At 73.3% G+C, this 3355-nt stretch carries 4 protein-coding genes; 2 read left to right on the top strand and 2 right to left on the bottom strand.

Going from position 1 to position 3355, the window contains the following annotated elements:
- Nucleotides 1–258: 258 nt before the first annotated feature.
- Nucleotides 259–1023, top strand: coding sequence for a DUF1775 domain-containing protein (locus ACFXAZ_RS13670; RefSeq protein ID WP_384589161.1), 765 nt, complete (start codon nt 259–261; stop codon nt 1021–1023).
- Nucleotides 1024–1069: 46 nt separating this feature from the next.
- Here the strand turns inward: ACFXAZ_RS13670 and ACFXAZ_RS13665 are convergent, their stop codons facing one another.
- Both ACFXAZ_RS13665 and ACFXAZ_RS13660 read right to left on the bottom strand, forming a co-directional pair.
- Nucleotides 1070–1765 (bottom strand): HNH endonuclease family protein, encoded by a 696-nt coding sequence (locus tag ACFXAZ_RS13665; protein WP_384589158.1) that lies wholly within the window; start codon nt 1763–1765, stop codon nt 1070–1072.
- Between the two features lie 204 nt (nt 1766–1969).
- Nucleotides 1970–2455: a hypothetical protein gene (locus ACFXAZ_RS13660; RefSeq protein ID WP_384589155.1), complete on the bottom strand. Its 486-nt coding sequence runs from the start codon at nt 2453–2455 to the stop codon at nt 1970–1972.
- A gap of 199 nt (nt 2456–2654) precedes the next feature.
- Between ACFXAZ_RS13660 and ACFXAZ_RS13655 the strand changes: the two genes are divergently transcribed.
- On the top strand, nt 2655–3230 hold the full coding sequence (locus ACFXAZ_RS13655; RefSeq protein ID WP_384589152.1) for a hypothetical protein: 576 nt from the start codon (nt 2655–2657) through the stop codon (nt 3228–3230).
- Nucleotides 3231–3355 lie beyond the last annotated feature (125 nt).

Here is a 3355-nt window from a genome sequence, read left to right as displayed (position 1 = left end):
GGGGGGGCGTGTGTGCGCTCCGCCTCCGGGGGGGGGGGGGGGGGGGGGGGCCCGGGCGCCCCCGCCCCCCCCCCCCCCCCCCACCGGCCGTGACGCAGGTCACTCACCCCCTCAGGAACTGCCCCGGACGCCCATCCGACTCCCTGGAGGACCTCCCATCCGACTCCCTGGACGACATGAGGACGACCCAGGCCGTCCACCCCAACATCCCAGCCCCGTACGTCCGCATCCGTCCCCCTCCCCATCCCGGAGCCAGCAGTGTCCCGTCCTTCCGGTAAGCAGTCCGGCAAGCCGTCCGGCAAGGCGCGTACCGCGCGCCGCCTCTCCACTGTCAGCGCGGTCCTGGTGGCGGCGGTCGCCCTCACCGCGGGCCCGGCGCTCGCCCACACCGAGGTGGAGGCGGAGAACGCGCAGGCCCTCGCGCAGAACGTCACCCTGGACTTCCACGCCGCGTCGGAGTCCGACGCCGCCGGCATCACCGAGCTGGAGGTGATCCTCCCCGAGGGCCTGGTCCCCCCCGACATCAGCTACGACAAGGGCCCCGAGGGCTGGAAGTACGCCGCCACCAGCCGGGGTTACACGGTGTCGGGCCCGGAGCTGGCGGTCGGCGCGGACGCCGAGTTCTCGGTGACCGTACGGCAGTTGCCCGATGCGGAGGAGCTGGTGTTCAAGACGCTCCAGTCGTACAGCGACGGCCAGATCGACCGCTGGATCGAACTGGAGGACACCGGCGACGACGGCGACGGCCACGGCCACCCGGCGCCGACCCTGAAGCTGGCGCCCGCCGCCCCCGGAGCATCGCCGCTCGCCCCGAGCCCGTCCGCCGAGCCGAGCACACCGGCCCCGTCGAGCCCCACGCCGGCCGAGACGCCGGAACCCTCACCGGAGCAGGCGGCGGCGGAGACGGACGCCGGGGACGACGGCCTGTCCACGGGCGCGGTGATCGGCATCGCGGCGGCGGTGCTGCTGGTGCTGGGAGCGGGGGCGTGGTGGCTCCGGGGCCGGGGGTCGCGGTCGGCGTGACGGAGCGGGCGGGTCGGCGCGACCCGCGGTGAGGCGTACGGCTCGGCTACGCCACCGGCTCGTACGACACCGTCGTACCCAGGCACCCCTCCGCGAGCCTCGCCAGCGCCTGCGACTCGACCGGGTCGGCGGTCAGGCCCCAGCGGAGCTTGGTGGCCACCCATTCCGAGGCGTACCGGCAGGTGATGCCGGTCGCCGGGGGCAGCCACTGGGCCGGGTCCTGGTCGGCCTTGCTGCGGTTGGAGGCGGCGGAGACGGCGACGAGGGAGGTCGGTGCGCCCAGGTCGTTCGCGTACGCCTCGCGGCGCTCCGCCGTCCACAGCGAGGCACCCGAGTCCCAGGCCTCGGCGAGCGGAACCATGTGGTCGATGTCCAGGGCGGCGGCCGAGGTGAACCACTGGGCGTCGTAGTACGACCACCAGCGCCCGCCCGACAGCTTGCACCCGGCGAGCACCTGCGGCTCGTCCACCGCCTCGGCGATCAGCGTCTCGGCCCGCGTGTTGCAGCCGTCGCTGGGGATCGCGCCCGCGTTCCAGTGCTTGAAGCTGCTGCGCTCATAGCCGTCACGCGACTCCGCCGCCAGCGGAACGACCTCCACCGCCGCCGCGAGGGCGAGGGTGCGCGGCTGCGCGGACCTGGCGGCCGTCGGTGCCTGGGGCTCCTGTGCTGCCTGGGCCGGGGGTGCGAAGGCTGTCAGCAGAAGGGCGGTCAGAAGTGCGGCGCGTTTCAGAAGAGTGATCACGCGTCGCAGGATTGACGGCCATTAACTCCTTCGAGCGGTCCGACTCGAACGAGTGAGCCATCTGGATGCGTGAGTTCACCGTACGGGTGTCAGCGGGGGGAGGTGAGTCGGGAGTGAGTCAGTCAGCGGACGACGTACGGCAGGCCGCCGGACGGGGGGCGGCAGGCGGGCAGGACTGCCCGCCGCCCCTACCACCCCCGCCACTCAAAGCCCTTCACGGGTGGGCGTGTTCGTGTGCACGTTCGCGTTCGGGTTCGCGTTCGGGTGGTACATCGCCAGGGCCCAGATCACGAAGACGTCGATCGCCATCATGATCACCGACCAGAACGGCGAGTACGGCAGGAACAGGAACTGGGCGACCAGGCTCAGCGCCGCCAGGGCGATGCCGACCACGCGGGCCCAGGCGGCGCCGGAGAGGATGCCCACGCCGGTGATCACCGAGATCACGCCGAGGACCAGCAGGATCCAGCCCCAGCCGGTGAGGTTGATCTTGTAGACGTAGTCGCCGATCCGGGCGTAGACATCGTCCGCGGCGATGGCGGAGATGCCCTGGAGGATGAACAGGATGCCGTTGATCAGCATCAGCACACCGGCGAAGGTGACGCCCCCGGTGGCCCAGGGGCTGTTGGGTACCGGGGCGGCCGGGCGATGGCCGCCGGTGGGCGCTCCGGAGTGGGGCTGTGCGGTCATGGTGACACTCCGTTCCTGTGCGGCGGACGGCGTGCGCCACGTCCGCCTCGCCTTTCGACCCTGCGGCCGATCGGGTGGTCCGGCCACAGGCGGTCCGCCATTCGGGTGACGGTGGGCCCCGTGAGCACATGCGGGCAGGGTCCGGCGGCACATCACTGTGAGGACAGGACCGGCCGGGGGTGAGCAGGGAGACTGCGACGTGAGCGAACAGCTGGCACAACGGGTAGGGCATCGGGTACGGAGTCGGGTGCGACCGGCGGCGGTCGTCACCCTGCTGACGGCGGCGGTCGTCGCCGTGGGCACGGCCGGGTGCTCGAACAGCACGACCCCGTCGAGCGTGGCGAGCAAGGCGGCGTCGGCGGCGTCGTCCGTGGGCTCCGAGGCGACGGGCGCGGCGAGCCGGGCGGCGTCGGCGGCCGAGTCCCTCGCCTCCGGCGCGTCCGACACCCTGGCGTCCGCCAGCGCCGAGGCCAACGACAAGCTCGACGCGGTCAAGGGCGGCGTCGACGCCGCGGGCGACGTACGGCTCGGCACCGCGGCGACGGGCGCCGACGGACGTACGACGGTGGGTGTGAGCGCCCACAACACCACCGACTCGGCCAAGAACTTCGCCGTCGAGGTCGACTTCCGTGACTCCGGCGGCAACCTCCTGGACGTGGTCGCCGTCACCGTCTCCAACGTGGCCGCCGGCAAGACCGGCACCGCCACCGCCACCAGCCACCGCCAGCTCACCGGGACGGTGAAGACGGAGGTGCAGCGGGCGCTGCGGTACTGACGCGGGGTGGAGCGGGAGGGGGTGCGCGAGGGGGCGTCGGCGTCGGAGGGTGCGGGCTCACCTCACGGTGCCGCGCCACCGGCGCCGGCCTTGGGTCCGGACCCGGACCCGGACCCGGGTCCGGG

This window comes from Streptomyces sp. NPDC059477 (genome assembly GCF_042749375.1).
In the GTDB taxonomy this organism is placed as follows: Bacteria; Actinomycetota; Actinomycetes; order Streptomycetales; family Streptomycetaceae; genus Streptomyces.
The sequence above is the reverse complement of the archived record's forward strand: the minus strand, read 5'-3'. Positions and strand labels throughout refer to the sequence as shown.

Bases quoted from the DNA above. Each gene is read 5' to 3' on its own strand.
- ACFXAZ_RS13660 (WP_384589155.1), bottom strand. From the start codon at position 2,455: ATGACCGCACAGCCCCACTCCGGAGCGCCCACCGGCGGCCATCGCCCG.